Source organism: Maribacter aurantiacus, assembly GCF_005780245.1.
GTDB lineage: Bacteria > Bacteroidota > Bacteroidia > Flavobacteriales > Flavobacteriaceae > Maribacter > Maribacter flavus.
Genome location: NZ_VBUK01000002.1, coordinates 323,026 through 348,268, shown reverse-complemented (window position 1 = coordinate 348,268; position 25,243 = coordinate 323,026). Strand labels below are relative to the sequence as shown.

Below are 25,243 nucleotides of genomic sequence, written 5' to 3'. Positions count from 1 at the left end.
ATATTGATGGATAGATACCCAATCAAATTAAGTTTACGTAATTTTGTATTCTTAAAGATAACACATCTTCACAAGAATACCATTGATAAAATTAAATAATACATTGACATCCAAGAGCACAATTCTTGAGTTGGCGAAAAGGACTATTGAGAAGGAACGGGATGCTATTGGGCACTTGGCAACCTTATTGGACACGAATTTTTCCAATGCCGTCGATTGTATCTTGAATTCCAAGGGACGCGTGATTATTTCTGGTATTGGAAAAAGCGCCATAATTGCCTCAAAAATTGTCGCAACGCTCAACTCCACGGGCACTCCTGCCATTTTTATGCATGCGGCCGATGCCATTCACGGAGATTTGGGAACCATCCAGGATGACGATGTAGTGATTTGCATTTCCAAAAGTGGCAGTACTCCAGAAATTAAGATGTTGGTACCTCTCATCAAAAGGGGCAAAAATACCCTGATCGGGATGACAGGAAACCTGGAATCCTTCTTGGCGAAACAGGCGGATTTTGTCCTGAACACCTTTGTGGAAAAGGAGGCGTGCCCCAACGATCTGGCACCCACAACAAGTACTACTGCGCAATTGGTGATGGGCGATGCCTTGGCCATCGTTCTTTTGGAACTGAGAGGTTTTAGTAGTGCCGACTTTGCCAAGTACCATCCAGGAGGGGCTTTGGGCAAAAGAATGTATTTAAGGGTAGCCGATATTGCCCGCAACAACCAAATACCAGCGGTTCAGGTTTCCGCCGATGTCAAGCAGGTTATCGTGGAAATTTCCGAAAAAATGTTGGGGGTTACCGCTGTTCTGGATGATAAAAAAGTAGTAGGCATCGTAACCGATGGTGATATCCGTAGAATGCTGAACAATCATGATAATATCAAGGGGCTAACTGCAGCCGATATCATGACCACACAACCAAAAACAATTGAGATGGACACCCTCGCCATTAAGGCATTGGAAGTGATGCAGCAAAAAGGCATCTCCCAATTATTGGCCATGGAAAAAGGCGAATATAGCGGCGTGATCCATTTACATAACCTTATAAACGAAGGTATCATATAATGGCAAAAAGTACGACTTCCCCAGATGAGATGTCCTTCCTGGACCATCTGGAAGAACTAAGATGGCATTTAATACGATCTACCTTGGCGGTAGTAATCATTGGCGTCGTAGCCTTTGTATTTAGTAGGTTCATTTTTGACGTCATCATCTTTGGACCTTCGCAAATGGATTTTCCAACTTATAAATTCTTTTGTAGGGCGGCTACATACATTGGGATTGAATCCGACTTCTGTAAGGATCAATTACCTTTCACTATTCAAAGTAGGACCATGTCCGGTCAATTTTCAGCGGATATTTGGACGGCTATTTGGGCAGGAATTATAATTGGGTTTCCCTATATCCTCTATGAACTTTGGAAGTTCATTAGTCCTGGGCTCTATGAAAAGGAACGCAAACACTCCAAAGGCTTTATTTTAATCGCCTCTGTTCTATTCTTTCTTGGAGTTTTGTTCGGTTATTATGTCGTAGCTCCATTATCAATAAACTTTTTGGGAACCTATCAGGTAAGTGAACGCGTTTTAAACGAATTTGATTTGGATTCTTATATTGGTACCGTAAGGTCCGCAGTACTTGCTTGTGGTGTGCTGTTTGAACTACCCATTATTATTTATTTCCTCACCAAGGTAGGGTTGGTAACACCTGAAATCATGAGGAAATACCGAAAAATAGCATTGGTAATAGTATTGATCCTGTCCGCAGTGATTACACCTCCCGATGTTGCCAGTCAAATCATAGTGGCAATTCCGGTACTTATATTGTATCAAGTGAGTATTTATATTTCCGCCAGAGTACTGAAAAGCGAAGCTAAAAGGGAAGCAAAAAGAGCCAAAAGAAATGTCAAATCCAGTTGAGGAATTTAATGCCTATCGTTCCAAAATGAACGAGAAGCTATTAGCGGACAATAATAAGGTAATCAAACGTATCTTTAATTTGGACACCAACGCCTATGCTCCCGGCGCTTTGGACGTAAAGACCAAGGAACTATTGGGATTGGTTGCTTCCGCAGTGCTACGATGCGATGATTGCGTAAAATACCATTTGGAAAGTTCCTTTAAGGAAGGGGCTACCAAAGAAGAGGTCATGGAAACTTTGGGTATTGCCACCTTGGTAGGCGGAACCATTGTAATTCCCCACTTACGAAGAGCCTACGAATATTGGGAAGCGTTGGAGGAAAATCAAGGTTAAAGATTTTATAATTGCTTTTTCCCGCCAGTAAGAAGGGTTAGATTTGAAATAATGAAGCTAAGAGCAGAAAATATTATGAAGTCCTACCGTGGCCGCCAGGTCGTTAAGGGCATTTCCCTTGAGGTAAATCAAGGTGAGATTGTAGGGCTTTTAGGTCCAAATGGTGCCGGTAAGACCACTTCCTTTTACATGATCGTAGGACTCATCAAGCCGAATGGTGGAAATATCTATTTGGACAGCATGGAGATTACCAATTTCCCTATGTACAAACGTGCCCAGAACGGTATTGGGTATTTGGCACAAGAGGCTTCTGTATTTAGGAAATTGAGTATTGAAAAGAATATCCTGAGCGTTCTCCAGCTTACCAAGCTGAGTAAAAAGGAGCAGCTCATGAAGATGGAATCCCTGATCGAGGAATTCGGTCTGGGACACATCCGTAAAAATCGTGGTGACCTATTATCCGGTGGGGAACGACGGCGTACGGAAATTGCCAGGGCTTTGGCGACCGACCCTAAATTCATATTGCTTGATGAGCCATTTGCCGGGGTGGACCCCGTAGCCGTGGAGGATATCCAACGCATCGTAGCCCAATTAAAGAACAAGAATATCGGTATTTTGATTACGGACCACAACGTTCAGGAGACCTTGGCCATTACGGAACGTTCCTACCTTATGTTCGAAGGAGGTATTCTTAAGTCGGGAATACCAGAAGACCTGGCCGCCGATGAAATGGTACGCAAGGTATATTTGGGCCAGAACTTCGAGCTGAGAAAGAAGAAGCTGGATTTTTGAGTTGTTTTTATGTAATATACTTATTGACTAGAATCTACTCTAATTATTTTGTTGGTTGAAAATAAAGAACCATCAGAAGCCATGCCCTCGATAAATAGTTCAAATTCCGTCCAACCCTTACCATCAAAAATAAAGTCGGCCTTCCCATTTTCGTCGAGAATAATACCTGGCTCCCAATGAATGGTTCCAAAATTAATAAAGGCATCGTCTGTAACACTAGCGTAATTGGGAACATGGAAGTCTTTAACCGGAGTAAAGCCATTTTTTACGTTGTGCAGAAAAAACCTTGACTCTTTTTCAACTTTTACATCCTCCCCTTCGCCCCAAATCTTCCGGTACAATCTTATAACACCGCCTCCCGCGCCTGGTTCTGCATTTCCAGACTTATCTATAAAATAAGCCCCTATTTCATCCGTCAAAATATGTTCTATATTATTAAAATCGACTTGAAAAATGTCATCTACATATAAAGCTGGTGAGAGGCCATTTCTAAGGTTGACAATGGATACTCGACCCTCATATGAGCTAGTCCAGTCGATAATAACCCTAAAACCATTGGAGCGGATAATGTCCATAAAACGGGGATACATTTTTCTTTCCCGCTCCGTAATCTCGGTTACACGATTTTCGTTAACGACCGGACTGATTAAGTAATGATTTCTCTTTTTCTTATCAACTACCGTGGCTTCGTTCAAAACTATGGTTTTGTCAGGCATTATAAAATCTTCCAGGTTATACGCTTCGCTATTGTCCTTAGCAACAATCTCTGTAATATATTTCTCAACACTATGTATTTTATCGACCCTAATGCCATTATCCAGCCTTACATATAAATTGGGCCTTGAAAGTTTTCCATTTGAATTTATTGTGGTGAATTGTAATTCATCACCATTTTCAAAATAATAGTTCTTTAATACAAATTCTTCCAAATCTTGGGACAACTCAATCCTTTTTGGGTATGGCTTGTCACCAATATACAGTAAAAGATTCTCATTTCTTCCCAGTTCAAAATTCAGCTTGCCGTAAAGGTCCACTCCTGTCCTGGAATTATTCTCTTTTCTTGGTGAATTATTGAATATATTCTTCCAATCGTAACGGGACCAACCTTGCGTTAATAACAATAGGTCCAAATCATTTTCCCTTTTCTTTGAGGTCTCCGTAAAATAATACGAAGGATGCTCAATATTTTCATTAACATAAGGTTCCAATAAAAAAGAACTAGAAATATTTTTCTTTTTTTGATAGGCTTTCGTTCCCAAAGGCAAAATTGAAGCACTTAAAAATTTTAAGCTTTTGGAGCTATTTTTTGCAAATAGGGTTAATTGCACAGAATCAAATTTCTTTGACTTTACGTTTATGTTTAAATCATTATTCTTTTTTGAATCCCCAGAATTAAAGACTAGCCTTTCGACCACAGGAATTCCCGTATTATCAACCAAGGTTACAATATTCATTCCCGGGTGTAACTCTTCGGAATTAAAAATATAGGATACAAAGGTTTCATCCTTTGGAAAGTTAATATCCATATGCTTAAGAAGTCCATCTCTATGGAACAATAAGGAATACGTTTTTTCACCAATCTCACTCCTAGTTAAAGGATTCATGCCCAAAGTAATCTGTATTTTATTTTCAGAAAGTCTTTTGACATTGATGCCTATTCCCCTTTCTTCTATCTCCGGTAGGAAGAATTGCCTTATTCTGCCTTCGCTGTCAATTAAACTTGTACTGTAGGTCCCTTCTTTTCTAGGCAAGAAATTAAACCTGGCCAAACCAAACATATTGGTTTCAAAGCTCGCCACGGTATCACCTTTACTTTCCACCAAATAGCCCTTAAATTTTTCGACACCCTGGCCCGATCGATTTTCAACTTTAACCCCTACCGTCGCAGGAACATCGCTTACTAAGGTACCTCCCTCGGGCAGAAAATTTATGTCCAAAATATCTTTACTATTTTCTAATACAGTCTGTAATCGATTTATAACCCTAAATTTTTGAATAAAAGAATCCTCTTCTTTCAAGTTTTGCAAAATACCGGTTGTTGCCTTTAGGTAATAAAGCCCGGCAGAAAAAATAGAATCTACCTTGATTTGTCCTTTTGATATTCCATTTTCACTAATGAAAAGTTCCTTTTTGATTTGATTGCCTTCTGAATCATAGACACCTACATAAAGATTCAGTCTCTCGTTATAAGGGGAGCCAGTCAAAGGATCATAAATATAACCATTGAACCATAGATATTCCCCCTGCACATAATCGCTTTTATTCGTATGTAAAAAGACTAAAGGCCTCGGCATACCAAAATAATCACCGATTGCAGGTTTGACCCTGTTTTCAATGCTTAAATTCTGTGAATATAAGGTTGCACATGCGAAGACCGACAAAAAAAACAAACAACTTAATGAGCGAATAGTATAATTCATGTTACAAATACGAATTAATTATTGATCTAGCCAAGGTGACTTTGTTATGACAAGTATCTTTTGTTAAAGTTTTTATATTCAGAATCTCAATCCCTTCGAAGTAGCTATTATCAACCTAAAATGTTGATTTAATAGATGTTAATAGCCTTATTGGTTTATAATAATAAATGAAAAGTACATCCTATGAATCTTACTCAAATAACCGGTTATCTAAAAAAACGTTGACCTAATCCGGACTAATTTCAACATCCTCCATTGTGGAATAAAGAGTACCATCTTCACCAATTCCCTCAATGAATATTTTCATGCGCTTGATGTCTAGGTGTTGAAATACGAATGTACCATTACGTCCATCAACTATTTCCAAACTGGGGACCCAGTGAATAGTTCCAAAATTTTTAAAGGAGTCATCACTGACGCTGGCATATTTGGGCACATAGAATTCTTTCACCTGGTCAAAACCATTTTTTACAATATGTATAAAAAATTCCTTATCGGAATATTTTCTTCCCAAACCTGAAGCATCCTGATCAACCCCCTTCTTAGTGTATACCCTTATCACTCCTCCTGCGGCACCAGGTTCCCCGTTTCCAGACCTATCAATAAAATAGCTTTCCAATTGGCTAGTGGAAAAATCTGTCAATATATTGAAATCTGAATAAGGTATGTCATCCACGTATAATCTTGGAGAGGGAGGTGTCAAAGAAAGTGCCAAGGGTCTTTTGGACGTAATACGAATGCGGTCATAGCCCGTATTAGGTGCCTCCCACACATTAAATCCACTGGACCGTATCAAATCCAATAGTCTAGGAAAATTGCCTATGGTTTTCTCTGTAACTTTAACGAGTTTATCCGAAGTAAAGTGGGGACTCACATAAACAGGGTCCTCCTGACTGCCTTCTACGGTTACCTCATTCAATGTGATGGTATTATCAGGAAGTACAAAACTAAAATTGCCACTGTAATCATTTACTTGATAATCAAAGGTAGACATTTGCCTTTTATTAGGCAGTTTATGTAGAACATCCGATTTTGTTCCGTTATCGACCCTGACGTATAAATTTGGCCTGGAAAGCCTTCCATTGGCATCTACTACCGTAAACCTGAGTTCAGTTCCTTTTTCAAGATCGTAATTTTCAAGAAAAAAACTTTTGGAACCTTCTTTTATTTTTATCATTTGAGGAAGAGACCCCTCTCCAGGATATAACATAATCCCTTCATTTTTTCTAAGCTCAAAATTAAGTTGGCCCAAAACATCTACGCCAGTCTCAAAACCATTTCTTTTATCTGGAGCATTCTCAAAGATATTCTTCCATTCATAACGGGACCAACCTTGTGTCAATAGAAGTAAATCCAAATCCTTTTCGGTTTTTTCGGATACATTTGAAAAATAATATTTAGGATTTTCAACACTTCCGGACAAATATGGAATTAACAAAAAGGTACTTAAAATGTTGTAATCATGTCGATAAGCCTTAGTTTCTGCCGGTAAAACCGAGGCGCTTAAATATAAAAACCCTTTTGATTTTCTTTCCAAATCAATATGCATGGATACTGAGTCGCGATCAACATATCCAAGAGATGTTTTCAATTCTCCCTGCTTTATACTATTCCTATTAAATACCAGTCTTTCCAACAGAGGATTTCCATAGCTATCTATTAGTGTAATAATGTTGGTACCAGGATGTAAGGACTCCGAGTCAAGAACATAGGAAACGTAATTTTTATCCGATGGAAACACCACCTCCATATGTTTTAAAAGCCCATCCCTGTGAAAAAGTAAACTAAATGGCTTACTTCCCATTTCAGCCCTGGTCACGGAATTGGTTCCCAAAAGAATCATAATTCGATCAGAAGAAATTCTCCTTATGGACATTGCAATGCCTTTGGGTTTGGACTTGGGAAGCAAAATTTTTTGTTTTTTCCCTCGATTACTATCCATTGTTGCGGAATACAGCATTTCCTGCTGAGGTAAAATCTCAAACTTCGCGTGGCCAAAATTGTTTGTAATGAATGTGGTTATGGAATCACCGCGATTATTTCTGATGATTCCTCTTGCTCCTTTAACACCGTTTCCATGAGAATTTATTACCTTAACCCCCACAGTACCCTGTACATCCGAAACCAAATATCCTCCCTCTGGTAAAAATTGGACATCTAATTCTTCGTCTTCGATTCCTTTTATTTTGTTAGGCCCTTGAACGACATCAAATTGGGAAATGAACGAATCATCTTCTTGAAAATTACGCATCCAGCTGGTCGAAGCCTTTATATAATAGGTTCCCTTGTCAAAAGTGGAATCAATCAGTACTTGTCCAAGCGCCAATCCATTCCTACTGATGAAAAGCTCCTTTTTTATAGGTTGGCCCACGGAATCATAAATTCCTATATAAAGGTTAAGCGGTTCCTTTAAAAGATTGTTCTTTAGTCTGTTATATAGGTAACTTTTAAACCAGAGATGTTCTCCCTGAACAAAGGCACTTTTGTTCAAATGCAAAAAAACCGATGCCCGGGGCATTCCAAAATAGTCCTTAAAGGCAGGTTTTATTTTATTCTCCACACTTAAATTCTGAGCATTAAGTGAAGTAATCAAAAAGGTGGAAATTAAAAACCAGTATTTAATGGACCGGTACATTATTTTCAGTTTTTCGCAGAGCATACTCTTTAAAGATAATCATGCAGACCCTAATGACAATTTTAGATTGACAGTTTTACCTATATTTAACAAATCATTTACATCTTTAAAAAGTTGGGAAAAAGTGAAATTATCAAAGGTTGGATTTCCTGAAATTCCTATACCACTTTAGAAAAAACATAGTACAACTGTGCCGCTATCTCCAAACTTCGCTCCATGTATTTTTGAGATTGGAGATTGGTTCCATCAAAAGCTTTTGGATCATCAAAGGTCATTGGAATGCGCTTTTCGGCTCCTGGAATATAGGGACAGTTTTCATCGGCGTGCCCACAGGTCATAATGGCCGCGAAATTGGATTCCGGATTAAAGGCATGATCATAGGTCTTTGAAAAACCAATGATGGGCAGGCTATTCGCTCCATATTTGATTGCATACACTGGATTCCCACCCTCCGATAATTTGCTGATTCTAAATCCAGCACCTTCCAACGTATCCAAGACCTTTGGAAACAAAGCCGTTGCTTCCGTACCTCCGGAGTAACAAGCCACTTTAGGAATATCAAAATAGGCGGCTAGGGTCTGTGCCCAAATTTGGGATAAATGGCTTCTTCGGGAATTATGGGTACAAACAAAATTCAGGTTAATGGGCTCATCCTCATCCCTTTTTTCCTGAATGTAATCGATCAACGATTGTAAAATTGGGGTACGGACCGCATCGGGCGTATATCCCTTAAGTTCCTTGATGCCTTTTTTTAGTTCCTTGAACATAGCTCACACAATAATTTAAGGCAAAATTAAAACCTGTTTCCAGAAAAAAGAACATCGGATTAAAAAGCTAACCATTATTTAATCTCAAAGGTCAAGGTGGCCCAGTTGGATTCGTAATCCACGGCATCACCTTCCTTCTTTTCCATGTGAATGGTGGCCACGTACCACTTTCCTTTTGAGGTGGGCAAAATGCTTACCATACCGTTGGCATTGGACTTCACGGAATTTTCGTTCTCGTGGGCATCCTGGCCCGGCACGGAGGTGCTGTAATGAACCGTATGATTGGCCAACGGCTTTCCGTTCCGGAGCAATTTAAAGGCGACCCTGTCCCCCAAGGTAATCTCAAAAGGATTGTTCAAGGGAACGAACTCAATGGGATAGCCCAACGGCTTCATAAAGTCGATGGAGGTATTTTCACCCACCTGTAGCAGTGCCTTTACATGTTTTGAATACCGCTCCTTAGCGCCGTTATTGGTGATTCCGGCCTGTTTTCTATCGGCAATGGTGCCCTCCAGACCTTCATGCTCCAAATATTCATTAAAATCCGCCGCATTCATTTCCAATATCCTTGGCAGGGTGGAAATACCGGCCACATACGTTCCCGATGCTCCGGTAGTATATTTTAGATAGGTGATATTTTCCTCTCCGTAGTAATCAGTATCCGATGGTTCAAATTGATACCCCGGCCCCAATATTTTGGCTTTTACGATTCGGTCCCTGGTAATTTCATTTTCACTGGTATCAAACGTACCATTGAACAAATAAAGGAGACCTGAGGTATTGGGTTCCAAAAAATGAGAATCGGACTTTAAAAATAGTTCGTGGGAGGAAAAAAGGACCACAATGGCCAATAAGTAAAGTAAACGAAGTACGGTTTTCATATGTTCATATTTTATTCTATACTATATCTACGAAGGTATAACATTAATGGTTTTATTTATTTACCGACGTAGGACTTAAAGGCTTTCAAGTTATAAAATCCCCAAACCATAAAAATCAGTTCCAAAACCATGGCGACGAAAAATGGTAAACCAAAACCATCCCAAAGCAAGCTGATCAATCTACCCGAAGCGATACCACCCATAAATAGCACGTTGCACAGTGTGGCTGATTTCCACAACTCCTGACGAAATGCACCCAAAAGCCAATAGATACCCAACCCGAGGTAAATGCCCATGATGGCCCTGAATATATTCTTTAAAGCCAAGGCTTCGACTTCAAACTTAAAGGTCAACGGCATCACATATAACGGATGGAGTCCATAAAACAGGCCCGCCAAAATGACAATGATTCCGGATAGGACCAATTGCAGGTTCCTAGGAAATTTTCTTTCCATCCTTTCTGTATAATTTGTAATACCTGTAGGCTGCCAACGCTCCCACAAAGGAAAAGCCCGCGATCATATAAAAAACATGCTGATGTCCCTTCAATCCGGGACTCGCATCCAGCAATAGACCCATGGCAGCGCCGGCGAATATATCCGGGGTATAGCCTATTACCGATATAAGTCCCACCGCGGTTCCCGTCAATGCCAACGGTATTTTTCCGCTTTCCATAACCGCAAAATATAAAGCCCTGGCCGCATAAATTCCCGAAGTGACGATTAAAATGGAAACAAGAAATAAAAACACGGAGGTGTCCACCACAAACCCCATGCAAAAGAGCATGGCACCAATTAAAGAAACGACAAAACTCACAAACAGCCAATAACTAGGTAGGGAGCGATCCGCAATAATCCCGATACAGATTCCCGCCACGGGCCTCACGTAGAAAAGAAAAGCTCCGGTCTTGGCGGCATCCACATCATCGTACAGCATGATTTCACTTGCATAGAGCGAAAAAACATCGGTTAGTTTATACCCCACGTAGGCGCAAAGTATGATGACCATCAACAATAAAACCGATGGTAATTTTAGTACTTGTCCAATTTGTGACATGGATATTTTTTCCAGAACGATTTCCCTTTCCAAACGGTCTGGCAGTTTCATAAACACCCAGACCAAAATTCCCACGAATGCCACAATTGCGGATGACACCAAAAGTACCTTGCGGAACGCAAACCGACTATCGGCGAGGTTGGCACTTTCCAAATTATCGGCCATAAACCAAGAAAAAACCAATACGCCCAAGGTCCCGAAAAGTGCCCCCACAAGCCCCCTTCCCCCATCCAAAAATCCGTATGCCTTTCCTTGGGAATTACGTCCGCCCCAGACCCTTGTGGCCTTTATCATGGGCGACCAAAAAAGGAAAATAGTGGTAAAACCCCAATAACCGTAGAGTATCTGTAAGTAATGAAATTCGGGAAAGGTGGCAAAATACAATCCGCCTGCGGCCGTTGTCCAAAGGCCTAGGGCGATCAACTTTCTTGGCGGGTATTTATCCGCCAAGGGTCCACCAAAGAAATAAGAAACCAAGGCCACAATTCCATATACTGAAAAGCAGAGTCCCAATTCCGTATTGTTCAGTTGAAAAACCTTCAAAACGGTAGGCCTAAATACACGTTGTAGGACGAAGGGCAAAATGAAAACACTTTCTCCAGCCAATATCAATAATGCCAGATAATACCAAGGAGCTCTTTTTTCGGTATCCATTAGCGGTCCAGGATTGGAACCCAAATCTGCTCTTCGGAATTGGGATCGTTATTTTTATACTTTTCACCTAGCACCTCAAAATGGGTCCTATGGTCCAGCCGATATCTAGAAGTCGGTAACCACTCATTATAGATGTATTGGAATATGCGAGGATCATTACTCGCCCCTTTGTATTCAAAAACCGCATATTTTCCCGTAGGCAACTCCAAAAACTGCATACCCTGAGGGATATTGGATACCTCCAATACTTCCACGGCGGCCCATTTTTCAAAAGACTTCTTTGGGTCAAAATGCCTGAAATAGTCTTCGGGATAGTTTTGGAGGGAAATAAAATCGGGTGATACCCTAAGGGAAATTTCCGAAACCCTTTGCCGAAAACCGCTCCAGAGTTCCGCCGTCCTATTAGTTAGAATGCTCATGGAGCGGGATACACCAATCAATTTCCTCGCTTTACTTTCTACTATTCTTGGTGTAATCTTCACAACTTTTAAAAAAAATTAATATATCCTCGTACGCTGGGATTTTAACACACTAGCGGTGACCAGCAATTGGCCTACATGGCGCTGACTATGCTCCGCTGCATGAAACAGCAATCCCAAAACCGTAGAAGGCAATTTTTTTCTTCCCACAGTTCTTGGTTCCCTTAGGGTATCCTCGGAAAGACCCTTAAAATACCTAAGCATAATTTCCATTTGTTTTGTAAAATCGGCCATTAAATTCTTTAAGCTCAAATTGTCGTTTGGCACTCCCTCGTTTTTAAGATATTCGAATTGGGTCTCCGTGAGCGCTGCTCCTTTGGCATACGTCATCATTCTATCCAATACGCCCGTCATGTGTTGTAAATGAAATCCAACGGATGCCCTATTTTCCAATTTTTGCCAAAGAAATTCCTCTGGAAAATCCACCAAATAATCGTAAAGTTCCTTGTTGGATTGTAGTACGGCATGTGCGGCCGGTTGTAAAAGAATGGGTATTCCCTTCACGGGACCCCGTAACCAATACTCGATGGATTCATTATGATTTGTTGGCTCCATCCTGTCTATTTCGAGAATTTTTCCTGCACCAAGGAACTGAGAATGTAAAATAGGATGATAAACGGTATGGCCAAAAATTTCATGGTGATGATCATGACCAAACTTAGTATCAAAAAAATATAGCGCAGCGCATTGTCCTTAAAACTCCAGTTTTTAAACTTCAAGGCAAAAAGCGGAAGGCTGCAATTGAGCAAATAGGCACTTAAAATGGTGAGGAGCACTAAAAACCATGGATGTAATATAATGGCATTGACACTTTCGCTTCCGTTGTAAAAAAGGATTAGCGGCAGTGATATGATAAGCAGGGCATTGGCAGGTGTTGGCAAGCCTATAAAGGACGATACCTGATTCTCGTCCAAGTTGAACTTGGCCAGACGATAGGCGGACGCCATAGTGATCACAAACCCAAAAAATGGTAAATAGGAAACCCAGTCAACCCCGGGTTCTTCCAAAAAAGAAGCCCCGATCAGATTCCAACCGCCACTTTGGGACATGGCCAACAACTGAAACATAACGACACCCGGTACAAGTCCGCTCGTGATAACATCGGCGAGGGAGTCCAGCTGCAATCCCAATTCGCTTTTCACATCCAAGACCCGTGCCGCAAGTCCGTCGAAAAAATCAAAGAAAATACCCAAAGCCACAAATAGGGCTGCCATTTCCAAATTGTTCAAAACGGCAAAAACGGTGGCCACACAGCCACAAAAGACATTCAAAAGCGTAATAAAATTGGGAAGGTGTTTTTGCATGTCGTTTAAAACCGGTATTTGTTAGCAACTTCGATTTCGAGTAAAAATAACATAAATTGGTTATTATTCGCATCTTTGCTATAGCATCCATGCTTTTCGACTATGTTTCAAAGGACCGTCCTAATTTTTCTGGTTTTGATTGTAGGTTTTGCTGGACATTCCCAGAAAAACCAACTTTCGCCCCTTTCCAAAATTAGTCTGTTGACCGTAGGAACCGGGGAAGAGCTTGCTGCCAAATTTGGGCATAGTGCCATTCGGTTTCAGGACGCTTCCTTGGGAATCGACGAAGTTTATGGCTATGGCACCTATGATTTTGAGGACCCCAACTTTTATTTGAATTTCACCAGGGGGAAACTGGCGTATACCATATCGAGGATGCCATTTTCTTATTTCAAAAGAAGTTATGAAATTGAAAAACGTTGGGTCCGGGAACAGGAACTGGACCTTGACCTAGAAAAGAGAACAGCCATTGTGGTCTTTCTGGAAAACAATCTTTTACCGGAAAATAGGAAGTACCAATATGATTTTCTTTTTGATAACTGCGCCACCAGAATACCCCTAGTCTTTGAAAAAACCTTAGGCCCTTCACTTCAGTTCAACTTTTCCCACCTTGAGGAAGAATTTACTTTTAGGGAATTGATACATCAAAATTTAGAAATTAACTCGTGGTCGAATTTCGGCATCGATTTGGCCTTGGGTGCCGTAATCGACCGGGAAGCGACACCTTATGAACTTATGTTCTTACCCCTGTATGTCTATGAACAAATGAAACATACTTCGCTGGCGGGAAAACCTATAGTGAAAAGGGAATCTGTTTTGGTGGATATCCCACCACAGTCCTACCCCACCCCATTTTTGCTATCCCCAATTTTTTGGCTCTTACTGCTCTTTTTGGTGGTGGGTTTTATAAGCTATAAAGACCATCGGGCTAAAAAGAGAACAAAGTGGCTCGACTTTGTGTTGTTCCTTCTAACCGGTTTGGCGGGCCTAGTAATCGTGTTTCTTTGGTTCTTTACGGACCACGATGCCACCAAAATGAATTTTAACGTGTTATGGGCCTTTGCTCCGAACCTTTTTGTAGCCTTTCTTTTGATTAAAAATTCGGTGCCAAACCGGATACGATGGTATATCTTGGCACTCTTGGGATTTCTAGCCCTCACCGTTCTATTATGGCTGATAGAATTTCAGGTGTTTTCCATACTCTTGATCTTTATTTTGTTGTCTTTAGCCCTTAGATATCTATTTTTGTGGTCTTATTTTAATGGCCAGTCCAATTCCTAACCCCTAAAAATGAACCTACTTACCGTTGAAAATATTTCCAAATCCTATGGGGAGCTAGTGCTCTTTCAGGATTTGTCCTTTGGCATCAACAAGGACCAAAAAATTGCCCTTATCGCCAAAAACGGTACTGGAAAGACTTCCATATTGAATATATTATCAGGTAGTGACCAGCCGGATTCAGGTCAGGTGAATTATCGTAAAGGAATAAGGGTTTCGTTTTTGGACCAGGAACCGGTCATGAATGCCGATTTGACCGTGGAGGAGACCATATTCGCTTCGGATAATGAAATCCTTAAAGTAATTGCCAATTATGAAAAAGCCCTTTCAAATCCAGAGGACACCGAAGCCTATCAAAAAGCCTTTGAGGCCATGGATCGATTTGAAGCCTGGGACTTTGAAACCCAATACAAGCAGATTCTTTTTAAGTTAAAACTGGAAGATCTACATGCCAAGGTGGGAAAACTCTCCGGAGGGCAGAAAAAAAGATTGGCCCTGGCCAATGCACTTATCAACAGGCCTGATCTGCTCATTCTGGACGAACCCACAAACCATCTGGACCTGGAAATGATAGAATGGCTCGAGGAATATTTTAAGAAAGAAAACCTTACGCTCTTCATGGTGACCCATGATCGTTATTTTTTGGAAAGGGTCTGTATCGAAATTATAGAGTTGGAAAACGGAAAGCTCTATTCCTACAAAGGAAACTACTCCTATTATTTGGAAAAGAAAGAGGCGCGTTTGGAACTGGAAGCCGTTGAACAGCACAAGACGGAAATCCTTTATAAAAAGGAACTTTCCTGGATGCGCAGACAGCCCAAGGCACGGACCACAAAGTCCAAATCCCGCATAGACGACTTTCACGTCATCAAGGAGAAAGCAAGCCAGCGCAGAAAGGAACATGAAGTACAATTGGAGCTGAATATGGAACGGATGGGCAACAAGATCATCGAAATCCATAAAGTCTCCAAATCCTATCCCAATAAGGTTATTCTGGAAAAGTTCGACTATTCCTTTACCAAAGGGGAGCGTGTAGGAATCATCGGAAAAAACGGAACCGGAAAGTCGACCTTTTTGAATATCCTAACGGGAAGGGACAAACCGGATAACGGCAAGGTGGTTATAGGCGACACCATCAAGTTTGGTTATTACACCCAAAAGGGAATACAGATCAAGGAAGGCCAAAAGGTCATCGATGTCATACGGGAATTTGGGGATTATATTCCGCTGATGAAAGGAAGACAAATATCGGCCCAGCAGTTATTGGAACGATTTCTTTTTGATCGTAAAAAGCAATATGACTTTGTTGAAAAGCTAAGCGGTGGGGAACGAAAACGTCTATATCTCTGTACCGTTCTGATTCAAAATCCCAATTTTTTAATATTGGACGAACCGACGAACGATCTGGACATTGTCACATTGAACGTCCTTGAAAGTTTTCTCCTGGATTTCCCTGGATGCCTCATTGTAGTGTCCCATGACCGCTATTTTATGGACAAGATCGTAGATCATCTTTTTGTCTTTAAGGGTGAAGGTGTAATCGAAGATTTTCCGGGTAATTATTCAGATTATCGCACCTATGAAGACAGCAAGGTAATCGAGCAGCGGGAACAGAAGGAGAAATCGGAACCTGTTAAAAACACCTGGAAGGAACCTGAAAAGTACAAGCTCTCCTACTTGGAACAAAAGGAATACAAAAACTTGGAAAAGGAAATAAAGCAATTGGAAGCCAAGAAACTGGAAATCCAGGATAAGTTTACGGACACTTCCCTTAGTGGCGAAGAAATCGAGGCCCTTTCCATTGAACTGGGGGAACTCTCAGATACCATTGATCAAAAAACGGAGCGCTGGTTCGAACTGGCAGACCAAAAGGGCTGATAATTCCCTAAAATTGGGAAAATCCCTCTTACTCCTAAATGGAATCTCTCGATTAAAAACACCTTTTTTCGATAACCTGTTTTTTGTGCAAGGTCCGTTCGTCGAGCGAATTTTACACTTAATCCGGACCGGTGCAGCTTATCGAGAAACACCTGTTTTTCAACGAATGGCAACCCCCTGAAATACGCTTGCGGTAGTTATAATAATGTAACAAACGCAAGTCATGAAAACAGTAGCGACCATCTTCTTCATCTTCTTCATAGGAACCGCGGCCAGTGCCCAGGACAGGGCTGAGACCCTAAAGGTAGAGACCATCGAAATGGGCATCGTTACCGAAACGGCTCCGATAAAAAAGATGGAGGTAAAACAGGAAGTGGCCCGTTTGTACCGGTTCAAGAACTCAAGGGTAAAGAAGGAACTTTCCTTTACTACCAAAGCGAACAGCCCTAAAATGGCTTAACCTATACCAGTATCCCCTCGGTATCCCTTCCTGCCCAAAGGGCAGGTTTGGGGCTACCCCATAAAAAAACCGATATTTTAGAATACGAGGCTCCAGTTTTTATCCATCGTTAAAAAACAAAAGGTATTAGTACATTTGGGAAATTTTGCCGAAGAAGGTGTTCCAGTTGCTGTCCTATCTCAAATTTATTATTCGCTCCTCCAATGAACACGGCGTGCATTCACCGTTTGTATATAATTTCCTAACAAAAGGCCTTTACACGAAAAGACAAAGGCACATCCCCCTTGAAGAGCATGTGCTTACCAAGGCAATTTCTTATTTTAATTATAAAAGTATTGGATTTGTGGATGCAGACGTCTATATTAAAGATAAGATAGTCGCTAATTTTGACCATTTGACGTTTGATACCTTACCATTGGATGTAATTTATGTTGGAGAGAATAGCACCCTGTTCAAGTCAATTTCAAAAGCAAGTTATCATAACCATACCATGCTCATGATAAACGGAATATATAAGAACAGGGAGCGAAAGGAGTCATGGGAACGTATAAAAAAATTGCCGGAGGTGTCGGTAACCATGGATTTGTTCCACTGTGGACTTGTTTTTTTTAGAAAGGAACAGGATAAGGAACATTTTAAAATTAGAATTTGAATATTCAATGACCTATTATGGATAATACAATTTACATAGTATTGGGGGTTGTTTTCGCAATCTATTTGGTAATTACCATTAAAAGAAAAGCCAGGGAACGAAAGTCGCGCAAGTTTATGGAAGATTACAAACGAAAAAAAGGGAATGAAGAATAACCAATTATGAATATAGAATGAAGACCGATGGCTTAAATGTTAAAATAACCCATAGCGGAAAGTGAACAGCGATTGGCAAAAATCAATTTACATTCGGCAACTATAAACAGAACGATTTAAATGAAGATTTACACAAAAACTGGGGATAATGGCACCACATCATTATTTGGTGGCACTCGGGTCCCAAAACATCATATTCGGATAGATAGTTACGGAACCGTTGACGAGTTGAATTCGTGGCTGGGCTTGATTGCTGACCAAAATATTGCCAAGGATTACCAGACCGAACTGCAAGTCATTCAGAAAAAGCTCTTTACGGTAGGGGCCATATTGGCGACAGAACCTCAAAAGGCAACACTAAAAAATGGCAAGGAACGCCTGAACATTGAAAGAATCAGTAAGGACGATGTGCTATACCTTGAAATGGCGATGGACAAAATAGACGAGGTTTTGCCACAAATGACCCATTTTATCTTACCTGGCGGACATCCCATTGTGTCATACTGTCATATTGCGCGCACCGTTTGCAGAAGGGCGGAGCGAAAAACAACTATTTTGTATGAGAACGAACCTTTTGACGAGACCGTTCTTACCTATTTAAACAGGCTTTCAGATTACCTATTTGTATTGGCACGAAAGTTGTCAATGGATTTGGGAGTGGAGGAAATAAAGTGGATTCCCGAGAAAAGGGACTAATAAATTCACATTTTATGCGTTATCAATTTATCGATGCAAAAAATATGTTGATAACTCGGTCGAAATAATAATAAATTGTCTTGGCCGTTTCCAATTAAAAATTATTTTTGCAAAAATTTTAAAATCAAACAATTACCATGTATTGGACATTAGAATTAGCATCTTATTTAAGCGATGCACCTTGGCCGGCAAGTAAGGATGAGTTAATAGATTACTCTATTAGAACCGGTGCTCCCTTGGAGGTTGTGGAGAATTTACAGTCCATGGAGGAAGAAGGTGGTGAAATCTATGAATCTATCGAAGAGATTTGGCCAGATTACCCAACGGAAGAAGATTACCTCTGGAACGAGGACGAATATTAATATTCCTATATTACAATAACTACTTAAAAGTCTCCCTGGAGGCTTTTTTTTTATGTAATTTTGGCAGTCTAAAAAAGAAAATCGGTGTTTTTCGCACACTGGAACGGCTTTTGAACAGATGGTGTATCGATATTTCCATCGATAACGAATAATAGCTTGTAAACGGGGCATACATCCTATGGTTCCGAATTGCAGCTCAAATTAGAAACACACTATGAGTATTATAAATTCTATTCTGAAGGCTTTTGTAGGTGACAAATCCAAGAAAGATGTAAAGGAGCTTCAGCCTTTGGTAGATCAGATAAAATCCTTTGAAAGCGACTTCGAGAAATTAAGCCATGACGAGCTAAGATACAAGACCCTAACTTTTAAGCAAACCATAAAGGATTCCTATAAGGATATTACCGATAAAATCACGGAACTTGAGAAGGAAGTAAAGGAATCCAGCGATATTGATAAAAACGAGGATATCTATACCGAAATCGACAAGCTAAAGGAAGATGCCTATAAATTATCGGAAGAGACCTTAAACAAAATTTTACCAGAGGCTTTCGCGGTGGTAAAGGAAACGGCAAAACGCTTCGCGGCAAACGAAACCTTAACGGTAAAAGCCACGGAGAACGACCGTAAACTATCGGGTGAAAAGGAATATGTTTCACTGGATGGGGACAACGCCGTATGGAAGAATTCATGGGATGCCGCTGGGAAACAGGTTACTTGGGACATGGTACATTATGATGTCCAGTTGATAGGCGGTATCGCCCTGCATCAAGGAAAAATTGCCGAGATGCAAACTGGTGAAGGTAAGACCTTAGTGGCTACCCTACCCTTATATTTGAATGCGCTCACAGGTAATGGTGCACATTTGGTGACGGTAAACGATTATCTGGCCAAAAGGGACAGTGCCTGGATGGCACCCATTTTTGAATTTCACGGACTATCGGTGGATTGTATAGATCATCACAGACCAAACTCAGATGGTAGAAGGGCCGCTTACAATGCCGATATTACCTATGGAACCAATAACGAATTCGGTTTTGATTACCTAAGGGACAATATGGCCCATACCCCCAAGGATTTGGTACAGCGTCCCCATAATTATGCCATTGTGGATGAGGTGGATTCCGTATTGGTGGACGATGCCCGTACACCCTTGATCATATCCGGACCGGTACCCGAAGGCGACAGGCACGAGTTCAATGAACTGAAACCCAAGGTGAGTGAAATCGTTCAGAAACAAAGACAGCATTTGACGGGTGTCCTGGCCGAAGCCAAAAAATTAATCGCGGAGGGCAATACAAAAGATGGTGGTTTCTTATTGCTGCGTGTGTATAGGGGCCTACCTAAAAATAAGGCGCTCATTAAATTCCTTAGCGAGGAGGGTGTAAAACAATTGCTCCAAAAAACGGAGAATTTTTACATGCAGGACAACAACAGAGAGATGCCAAAGGTGGATGAGGATCTCCTTTTCGTAATCGATGAAAAGAACAACCAGATAGAACTTACGGATAAAGGTGTCGATTACATCTCCGGGGAGCAGAACAGGGATTTCTTTGTAATGCCCGATATTGGTGCCGAAATTGCCAAAATTGAGGAACAAAACCTGGAAATAGAGAAAGAGGCCGAACTAAAGGAAGAACTTTTCAAGGACTTTACCGTCAAGAGCGAACGTATCCACACCATGAGCCAACTGTTAAAGGCGTATACTTTGTTCGAAAAGGACGTGGAGTATGTAGTTATCGACAATAAGGTTATGATCGTGGACGAGCAGACCGGTCGTATCATGGACGGTCGTAGATATTCCGATGGTCTGCATCAGGCCATTGAAGCCAAGGAGAATGTGAAGATTGAAGCCTTAACACAAACCTTTGCCACCGTTACCCTACAGAACTATTTTAGGATGTATAGCAAATTGGCCGGTATGACCGGTACGGCCATTACGGAAGCAGGGGAGTTCTGGGAAATCTACAAATTGGATGTCGTTGAGATACCTACCAATAGGCCAATTGCCAGGGACGACAGAAACGACTTGATCTACAAGACAAAACGTGAAAAGTACAACGCAATTATCGATGAGGTCACCAAATTGAGTCAGGCCGGTAGACCGGTGTTGATTGGTACCACATCGGTAGAAATTTCGGAACTACTTTCAAAATTATTGAGCGTACGAAAAGTCCCTCACAACGTATTGAACGCCAAATTACACAAAAAGGAAGCGGATGTCGTTGCCGATGCGGGTAATCCCGGAGTTGTGACCATAGCCACCAATATGGCGGGTCGTGGAACGGATATCAAACTAACACCCGAGGTTAAAAAAGCGGGTGGTTTGGCCATCATTGGTACGGAACGGCACGATTCCAGACGTGTGGACCGCCAGCTACGAGGACGTTCCGGGCGTCAAGGGGATCCCGGTAGTTCACAGTTCTATGTTTCCTTGGAAGATAACCTGATGCGACTCTTCGGCTCTGACCGGGTTGCTAAAATGATGGACAAAATGGGCTTGGAAGAGGGTGAGGTCATCCAACACAGTATGATGACGAAATCCATTGAAAGAGCCCAAAAAAAGGTGGAGGAGAACAACTTTGGCGTACGTAAGCGTTTGTTGGAATACGATGACGTTATGAACGCGCAACGGGAGGTGGTCTACAAGAGAAGACGCCATGCCCTGCAAGGTGAACGCCTAAAGGTGGACATTGCCAATATGGTCTATGATACCTGTGAGGTAATTGTAGAGGGTAATAAGGCCGCCAACGATTTTAAAAACTTTGAGTTTGAACTGATCAAGTATTTCTCCATGACTTCGCCGGTCAGCGAGGAAGAATTCGGTAAACTTAGCGCCCAAGAAATAACCGGACGCGTCTACAAGGCGGGGTACGACCATTACAAGGAAAAAATGGAGCGCAACGCCGCTACGGCATTTCCGGTAATCAAAAAGGTATACGAAGATAACGCGAACAACTTCGAACGTATCGTGGTACCGTTTACGGACGGTGTAAAGACCCTGAACGTAGTGACCAATTTACAGGAAGCTTATGAGAGTGATGGTAAGCAATTGGTTACCGATTTTGAAAAAAATATTTCCTTGGCCATCATCGACGACTCTTGGAAAACCCATCTTAGAAAGATGGACGAGTTAAAACAATCCGTGCAATTGGCGGTACACGAACAAAAAGACCCTTTATTGATCTATAAGTTTGAGGCCTTTGAGCTTTTCAAACAAATGATCGAAAAGGTAAATAAGGAAATTGTCTCCTTCTTGTTTAAGGGCGAACTGCCATCGGGCAATCCAAACGATATCCGAGAGGCTAGAAACGTCCCACGGAAAAAGGAAAATATTCAGACTTCCAAAGAGGAAATCCCCAACAGCGACGAATTGGCGGCACAAAACAGGGCCGCGGGGCAAACTCAGCGTCAACGACCTGCCGTAACGGAAACCATTGTAAGGGAGCAACCTAAAATCGGAAGAAATGAAAAGGTTACCATTAAAAATGTAATGTCCGGAGAAAGTAAAACCCTGAAGTTCAAACAGGCGGAACCCCTTATTTCCAAAGGGGAATGGGTTCTAATTCAGGACTAGACCCAAAGATTTTTCAGTATAGAGGCGTTCAATGGAACGCCTTTTTATTTTTGGAAGCTTCCCCAATGCACCGGAAATATTAGAGCCATAATAATCCAACCTTTATAAATTTTAAATATCTTTAAAAGGATAGTTTGAATTTATACCATGAAAAATTCTAGAAGAGAATTTGTTTTTTCCATCAGCATGTTGGCCGCAAGCAGTGCTTTTCCCATACAGGCATTTGCCTTTGATAAATCGAAAAAACTCAAGGTTGCCCTAGTGGGAACGGGTATCCGTGGAATCACCTTTTGGGGAAAACGCCTAATGGACGAGTATTCAGAGATTTTGGAATTCGTGGGACTTAGTGACATCAATCCTAGCCGGTTGGAATATGGCAAAACCTATATTGGAGCCAGTTGTCCCACCTTCACTTCCTTTGAAGATATGGTTTCCATTACGAAACCAGACCTGGTCATCGTAACCACCAAAGACTCCACCCATCATGAATTTATAATCAAAGGTCTTGGGATGGGCTGCGATGTCCTTACCGAAAAGCCCCTCACGATCGATGAGGTTAAATGCCAGCAGATATTGGATGCCGAAAAAGTGTCCAAGAAGAATTTAATCGTTGGGTTCAATTATAGATGGAGCCCCTATGCCACCAAGATCAAGGAACTGATTTCAAATAAAACAATCGGGGACCTGGTCTCCGTAGATTTCAATTGGTATTTAAATACGTATCACGGGGCTTCTTATTTTAGGAGATGGCATGGAGAAATGGACAGTAGCGGATCACTTTGGGTGCACAAGGCGACCCATCATTTTGATTTGCTCAATTGGTGGATCAACTCAGAACCCAATGAAGTTTTTGCCTACGGTGATCTGGAATTTTATGGAAAAAATGGTCCTTATAGGGGAAAAAACTGTAGGACCTGCAATCATAAAAACGAATGTGCTTTTTATTGGGACATCCACAAAGATGAATTTTCGAAGAAATTATATATTGATCACGAACATGCTGACGGATATATTCGGGATAACTGCTTGTTTCGGGAAGACATTGATATATATGATAAAATGTCGGCACAGGTCAGGTATACGGACAATACCATCCTCAATTATTCCTTAACGACCTATTCGCCTTTTGAGGGTTGGCGGGTTGCCTTCAATGGAACAGAAGGTAGAATTGAGGCTTGGTTGGATATTCCGTACTTTGAAAACACCTCTATAGATGAAGCTGAAAAGCACGCCAATGAAATGGCTCAGGACGGAGGGGAAATCGTATCCAAAAAACCAATCGTCGTGCATAAACTTTGGCAAGAATTCGAGACCATTCAAGTAGATATGGAAGAAAGCGGCCACGGTGGTGGCGATAAACGTTTACAGGACAAAATATTCGTGAACCCAGAAGTACCGGACCCATTTGGTAGAACGGCTGGTAGCCGGGATGGGGCCATGTCCGTCCTTATAGGAATTGCAGCAAGAAAAAGCATTCAATCCGGTAAACCCATAAAAATATCCGAATTAACGGATTTGGAGCCGCAGGTAAGAAGAACCTAAGTCTTGAGGTTGAATTTCTATGTGAAAGCAAAAAATCTTAGCATTGTGTTAAAAACATACCTAGATTTACAGTGGAAACTTTGATTACCAATTTTTTAAATCGTTAGTATGCCAGATTCTCATATAGAGCAAGAATACCTAAGGGAGAAAACAAAGCTAGTTCTAAAGGTAAATTACATCACCAGTGCCTTGGCCATTGTTTTCGGACTCATTTGCCTGTTTTTGTTGAACATTACAGAAATTATCCCACATGTACTCTTTATCTATGGCCTTGCCAATCTTGCAAATACCTATATCTACCAAGTCACCAAAAAAATAAGTTTAACGTACTATATATCCTCATTGATGGCCCTTGTAACCGCTCTGATAGTAACACTTTACAGTGGAGGCATCAATAGTAGCTTTATATTTATGCTGGCGTTGGTGGTTTTTGCCGGGTATGTGAATACGCGTAAACACGGCAGGTTTTTCCTATACTTGACCTTTGCCATTATTCTATTCATATTCTCACAGAGTTTTCCCCAATTGAGCTTTACGGAAAACCTTGTTCCCATTGAGTTCAGAAGTATTTTTAGTCTAATTTCTGTGTCGTTTTCCCTCTTTTTATTGGGCAGTATTTTTGGAAAGGACTTATTGAAGTCCCACAACGCACTCTACAAGTCAAAGAAAGAACTCACGCGACAAATGCACGAGAAGGAAATGCTTTTAAAGGAGGTACACCACAGGGTCAAGAACAATCTACAGACCGTGTCCAGCCTATTGAGCTTACAGACAAGAAATGTGGAGGAGACCCAAATGCGAAATCTTTTAAAGAGCACCCAGAACCGGGTTATTTCCATGGCCATGGTCCATGAAATGTTGTACATGCGAAAAGATATTAGTCAGATCGAATACAAATCCTATGTGCAGGAACTTAGCGAATATTTGATACGGTCCATAAAAGGTCTGGATAGCAAAGTACAGTTAAAAATCGATATTCCAGAAATAAAATTAGGTATCGATACGGCCATTCCATTAGGCCTTTTGATCAATGAGGCCGTTACCAACGCGCTCAAATATGGTTTTGCCGATGATCAGGAAGGGGAAATCTATATCGCCCTAAAAAAGGAAATCGACAGACATTATGTACTAAATATAGGGGACAATGGCGTTGGTTTTCCCGATACCATAAACTACAAAAATTCAAAATCCCTTGGCCTTAAATTAATTCACAACCTTACTAGGCAACTTAAGGGATCCATCCAAAAGGATACAAGTAAAAAAGGAACAAATTACATTATCAAGTTTCAGGAAATAAAACAGCAATTGTCCCCAGTAGCCTAAATTCCCAAAATCGTATTAACGCACTTTATAAATTTATTTGAAACTGGGCATGGGCCTGCACAGCATAACCCGATATTT

At 41.1% G+C, this 25,243-nt stretch carries 22 protein-coding genes; 13 read left to right on the top strand and 9 right to left on the bottom strand.

The annotated features are described in order from the left end of the window. Positions 1-103: 103 nt before the first annotated feature. The 4 genes from FEK29_RS06690 to lptB are packed head-to-tail and all read left to right on the top strand — an operon-like array spanning position 104 to position 3,046. Positions 104-1,069: a KpsF/GutQ family sugar-phosphate isomerase gene (locus tag FEK29_RS06690; protein WP_138257645.1), complete on the top strand. Its 966-nt coding sequence runs from the start codon at positions 104-106 to the stop codon at positions 1,067-1,069. Then, on the top strand, positions 1,069-1,920 hold the full coding sequence (gene tatC, locus FEK29_RS06685; RefSeq protein ID WP_138257644.1) for a twin-arginine translocase subunit TatC: 852 nt from the start codon (positions 1,069-1,071) through the stop codon (positions 1,918-1,920). Before FEK29_RS06690 ends, tatC begins: the two co-directional genes overlap by 1 nt. Further along, positions 1,904-2,254 carry a carboxymuconolactone decarboxylase family protein gene (locus FEK29_RS06680; RefSeq protein ID WP_138257643.1) on the top strand — a complete coding sequence of 117 codons (351 nt, stop codon included), beginning with the start codon at positions 1,904-1,906 and terminating at the stop codon, positions 2,252-2,254. Before tatC ends, FEK29_RS06680 begins: the two co-directional genes overlap by 17 nt. A 51-nt stretch (positions 2,255-2,305) precedes the next feature. Continuing rightward, positions 2,306-3,046, top strand: a complete 741-nt coding sequence (gene lptB / locus FEK29_RS06675; protein ID WP_138257642.1) for an LPS export ABC transporter ATP-binding protein — start codon at positions 2,306-2,308, stop codon at positions 3,044-3,046. Positions 3,047-3,066: 20 nt separating this feature from the next. On the opposite strand, the gene FEK29_RS06670 is transcribed toward lptB, so the two are convergent. The 9 genes from FEK29_RS06670 to FEK29_RS06630 form a co-directional block, all read right to left on the bottom strand. Beyond that, positions 3,067-5,340, bottom strand: a complete 2,274-nt coding sequence (locus tag FEK29_RS06670; protein WP_138257641.1) for a hypothetical protein — start codon at positions 5,338-5,340, stop codon at positions 3,067-3,069. A 352-nt stretch (positions 5,341-5,692) separates the two neighbouring features. Further along, positions 5,693-8,101: a hypothetical protein gene (locus tag FEK29_RS06665; protein WP_138257640.1), complete on the bottom strand. Its 2,409-nt coding sequence runs from the start codon at positions 8,099-8,101 to the stop codon at positions 5,693-5,695. A gap of 158 nt (positions 8,102-8,259) precedes the next feature. Beyond that, a complete protein-coding gene (locus tag FEK29_RS06660) occupies positions 8,260-8,868 on the bottom strand; it encodes an arsenate-mycothiol transferase ArsC (protein WP_138257639.1) in 609 nt (202 codons plus the stop codon). 74 nt (positions 8,869-8,942) lie between these two features. Then, a complete protein-coding gene (locus tag FEK29_RS06655) occupies positions 8,943-9,749 on the bottom strand; it encodes a DUF4198 domain-containing protein (RefSeq protein WP_138257638.1) in 807 nt (268 codons plus the stop codon). 56 nt (positions 9,750-9,805) lie between these two features. Continuing rightward, entirely contained in the window at positions 9,806-10,204 is a 399-nt protein-coding gene (locus FEK29_RS06650) for a DUF4345 domain-containing protein (RefSeq protein ID WP_138257637.1), read from the bottom strand. After that, positions 10,185-11,459: an MFS transporter gene (locus tag FEK29_RS06645; protein ID WP_138257636.1), complete on the bottom strand. Its 1,275-nt coding sequence runs from the start codon at positions 11,457-11,459 to the stop codon at positions 10,185-10,187. The genes FEK29_RS06650 and FEK29_RS06645 overlap by 20 nt, the downstream gene beginning before the upstream one ends. Beyond that, positions 11,459-11,941: a GyrI-like domain-containing protein gene (locus FEK29_RS06640; protein ID WP_262710131.1), complete on the bottom strand. Its 483-nt coding sequence runs from the start codon at positions 11,939-11,941 to the stop codon at positions 11,459-11,461. Before FEK29_RS06640 ends, FEK29_RS06645 begins: the two co-directional genes overlap by 1 nt. 15 nt (positions 11,942-11,956) lie before the next feature. Beyond that, the gene (locus tag FEK29_RS06635; protein ID WP_138257635.1) at positions 11,957-12,493 is read right to left on the bottom strand and encodes a DinB family protein; all 537 of its coding nucleotides are present in this window, start codon (positions 12,491-12,493) and stop codon (positions 11,957-11,959) included. 5 nt (positions 12,494-12,498) lie between these two features. Further along, the gene (locus FEK29_RS06630; protein WP_193554881.1) at positions 12,499-13,242 is read right to left on the bottom strand and encodes a CDP-alcohol phosphatidyltransferase family protein; all 744 of its coding nucleotides are present in this window, start codon (positions 13,240-13,242) and stop codon (positions 12,499-12,501) included. A 102-nt stretch (positions 13,243-13,344) separates the two neighbouring features. Here FEK29_RS06630 and FEK29_RS06625 point away from each other — a divergent pair, with 102 nt between their 5' ends. From FEK29_RS06625 to FEK29_RS06585, 9 genes are all read left to right on the top strand, one after another. Beyond that, positions 13,345-14,523, top strand: coding sequence for a lipoprotein N-acyltransferase Lnb domain-containing protein (locus tag FEK29_RS06625; RefSeq protein WP_138257633.1), 1,179 nt, complete (start codon positions 13,345-13,347; stop codon positions 14,521-14,523). Positions 14,524-14,532: 9 nt separating this feature from the next. Then, positions 14,533-16,398, top strand: coding sequence for an ABC-F family ATP-binding cassette domain-containing protein (locus FEK29_RS06620; RefSeq protein ID WP_138257632.1), 1,866 nt, complete (start codon positions 14,533-14,535; stop codon positions 16,396-16,398). Positions 16,399-16,621: 223 nt separating this feature from the next. Beyond that, positions 16,622-16,858, top strand: a complete 237-nt coding sequence (locus FEK29_RS06615) for a hypothetical protein (protein WP_138257622.1) — start codon at positions 16,622-16,624, stop codon at positions 16,856-16,858. Positions 16,859-17,003: 145 nt separating this feature from the next. Beyond that, positions 17,004-17,510, top strand: coding sequence for a hypothetical protein (locus FEK29_RS06610; protein WP_138257631.1), 507 nt, complete (start codon positions 17,004-17,006; stop codon positions 17,508-17,510). 275 nt (positions 17,511-17,785) lie between these two features. Then, the gene (locus FEK29_RS06605) at positions 17,786-18,361 is read left to right on the top strand and encodes a cob(I)yrinic acid a,c-diamide adenosyltransferase (protein ID WP_138257630.1); all 576 of its coding nucleotides are present in this window, start codon (positions 17,786-17,788) and stop codon (positions 18,359-18,361) included. A gap of 137 nt (positions 18,362-18,498) precedes the next feature. Next, positions 18,499-18,723: a DUF2795 domain-containing protein gene (locus tag FEK29_RS06600; protein ID WP_027064442.1), complete on the top strand. Its 225-nt coding sequence runs from the start codon at positions 18,499-18,501 to the stop codon at positions 18,721-18,723. A 214-nt stretch (positions 18,724-18,937) separates the two neighbouring features. After that, entirely contained in the window at positions 18,938-22,300 is a 3,363-nt protein-coding gene (secA, locus tag FEK29_RS06595) for a preprotein translocase subunit SecA (RefSeq protein WP_138257629.1), read from the top strand. A gap of 147 nt (positions 22,301-22,447) precedes the next feature. Beyond that, the gene (locus tag FEK29_RS06590) at positions 22,448-23,842 is read left to right on the top strand and encodes a Gfo/Idh/MocA family protein (protein ID WP_138257628.1); all 1,395 of its coding nucleotides are present in this window, start codon (positions 22,448-22,450) and stop codon (positions 23,840-23,842) included. Between the two features lie 108 nt (positions 23,843-23,950). Beyond that, positions 23,951-25,165 carry a sensor histidine kinase gene (locus FEK29_RS06585; protein ID WP_138257627.1) on the top strand — a complete coding sequence of 405 codons (1,215 nt, stop codon included), beginning with the start codon at positions 23,951-23,953 and terminating at the stop codon, positions 25,163-25,165. Positions 25,166-25,243 lie beyond the last annotated feature (78 nt).